Raw genomic sequence first — 2,352 nt, 5'->3', positions numbered from 1 at the left:
CCCTGTTCCCCCTAGCCCACAGTCAATATACAAACGGGAGGCAGATAAGTTAGATCGTGTCCGTTGGTATCGTTATTATATAAGTAATTCATGGGATCGTAGTCTTGAGCTTCGGATCAAGATGGAACGGGACACGCTCTTAGTAATTGAATAATAATGAATAGTTATCCACTGGTTAGCATCTGTATACCTCTATATAATGGCGCTGAATTTATTCCATCACTGATAACCAGTCTCCAGCAAACTACTTATCCCAATATAGAGATTATTATTTCTGATGATGGCTCAAAAGATGAAGGGTTAAGGTTGCTGCGTGTGGCAGAACTACCGAATACTCATATTTTCACTCATGCCAGATATGGTTTAGTACCTAACTGGAACTATTGTATCGAGCAAGCCAAAGGCAAATATGTTAAATTCTTATTTCAAGATGATACTCTTACAGGAGACTGTATTGCCAAAATGGTGCAAATTGCCGAACCAGATGAAGAAATTGGTTTGGTTTTTAGCACTCGCCAACTAATTTACGAACAGCCCGTCGATCTAAAATTTTTGAAGGGGATGCAGGACGTACACAAACATTGGTCAAAAATTCAGCCTATACAATCTGGCTTAAGTTTTTTGCAAGATGAGAATTTTTTTAAACCTCCATACAACAAGGTTGGCGAACCGACTAATGTCTTGATAAGGCGGGAAGTATTTGAGCGAGTTGGTTTGTTCGATGCCAATTTTAAACAACTGGCTGACTTGGAGATGTGGTTGCGAATTATGGCCTATTATAAAATAGGGTTTATTGACGAAAGGCTAGCTGCGTTTCGCATTCATCCCAATCAAGCAACCAGCCTAAATCTTGACTCCAATAGAATTGATACTTTGTTTGAGATATATAAAGTATGGCTAAAAATTATTTTTAACAAAACTTATCAATCACTGCCCAGCAAATTACGCAAAAAAATGAGAAGGGTGCTAGTCAAAATTCTTTTAATTAAAGGTCTCAAAAGCATCATATTATTGAGATGGGAGCAAGTTCGAAAAGTGACGGCACTGCTAAAAGAAGTCCTCAGGAGGAAACCAGAACCGTCTGGGAAAGAATTCTCAAGCTAGGGAGCTGGGCTAGTCGATCGCACCTAAAGGTCGGGAGTTCAACCGCAGGAATTGCCGATCGCACTCTCCCCAGACAAGACAAAAATTTTTTTGTCAACCAAACTAATACAGAACAACAAACAATTTTATGACAGAACATTCCAACATTCGTAAGCTGCTATGCGACCAAAATCTAGGGCTGTTACCGCACATAGACAGATGGCTTAAGGATATACAAACCCAATTGGGAGATAAGCAAGAAAATTTTCGATTGGACGCTTATGATTTAGAATTCGGTGAATGTCAAACTCATGTGACACCTAACGATGTTAAACCGATTGTGACGCAGTTAGTTTCCATGAGATTTCCGCTAATTGGGCCAATCAAAGATAAGTTTAAACTGCTGATGTTAGCGGCGGAATTTCAGAATTCGCTTGATGCTGGAATTATCGATTGGAGTACTCGCGAAAGGAGTCAGTACGATAATAAACCTTTACGGCGACCGATCAGCACGATTACGGGTAAGTTAGATTGCGAATCATTGGGAGAACCGACTAATTCTTGTCGGATTACCATTTATCGAGATTTTGAGTTAACTTACGCGGCAAGTTTTTGATTTTTGCAGTTGCGATGGCGTAGCCTAGATAGTAGGTTATAAACGAGCTAAATACAGCGAGGTGTGTTAAGCTGAAAAGCTAACGCACCTATTTATGTATATTGTTTTTAAATTAATATGCGTCGATTTTTAAGCTTATTGATAACTTTGACAATTTTAGTGACATCATTGCCGATCTCCCAGCAAGTGTTTGCACAGGCGTGGCGTCCCGTTAAAGGAGGAATATTTTTTGGTATTAGCGGGATGGCTTTAGTTCAGCAGCAAAGCAATAGGTTGGACTTACTGATTGTTCACGATAACAAAGAAAAAGATCGAGGTCGTATAGCAATTATTAAAATTCAGGACAAGAATCAACCTCAATATTTTCCGTTGCAATGGCCTAGAAATATAGATTTGCCGATCGATTTAGAAGCTATAACATCTGTTCCTGAGAGAAATAATGTTTCTTTTATGGCTCTCAGCAGTTTCGGGAAAGTCTACCATTTGAAGATAACTAACGATAACAAAAATGTCGAAATTATCAAAGTATTCGATTTGCAGAAGGTTCCTCAAGGAAGCAATTTTGAAGGATTTGCTTTGCAGGAAATTGATAGTAAATTATTAGCTGTGTGGGCGCATCGAGGTGATGGTAAAGAATCGGCAATAATATATTG

General features: G+C 38.9%; 2 protein-coding genes and 1 pseudogene. All 3 read left to right on the top strand.

All coding sequences use genetic code 11. The annotated features are described in order from the left end of the window. Positions 1-156: 156 nt before the first annotated feature. Positions 157-1,104: a glycosyltransferase gene (locus H6S82_RS29495; protein WP_190466962.1), complete on the top strand. Its 948-nt coding sequence runs from the start codon at positions 157-159 to the stop codon at positions 1,102-1,104. Between the two features lie 127 nt (positions 1,105-1,231). Continuing rightward, positions 1,232-1,699 carry a hypothetical protein gene (locus H6S82_RS29490; protein ID WP_190466966.1) on the top strand — a complete coding sequence of 156 codons (468 nt, stop codon included), beginning with the start codon at positions 1,232-1,234 and terminating at the stop codon, positions 1,697-1,699. A gap of 147 nt (positions 1,700-1,846) precedes the next feature. Further along, positions 1,847-2,352, top strand: a pseudogene (locus H6S82_RS29485) (hypothetical protein); the annotation flags it as partial.

It is taken from the genome of Planktothrix sp. FACHB-1355 (assembly GCF_014748295.1).
Lineage (GTDB): Bacteria > Cyanobacteriota > Cyanobacteriia > Cyanobacteriales > Aerosakkonemataceae > Aerosakkonema > Aerosakkonema funiforme_A.
Note: the sequence above shows the minus strand (reverse complement) of the source record. Positions and strands in the feature narration are given on the sequence as shown.

Bases quoted from the DNA above. Each gene is read 5' to 3' on its own strand.
- H6S82_RS29495 (WP_190466962.1), top strand. From the start codon at position 157: ATGAATAGTTATCCACTGGTTAGCATCTGTATACCTCTATATAATGGC.
- H6S82_RS29490 (WP_190466966.1), top strand. From the start codon at position 1,232: ATGACAGAACATTCCAACATTCGTAAGCTGCTATGCGACCAAAATCTA.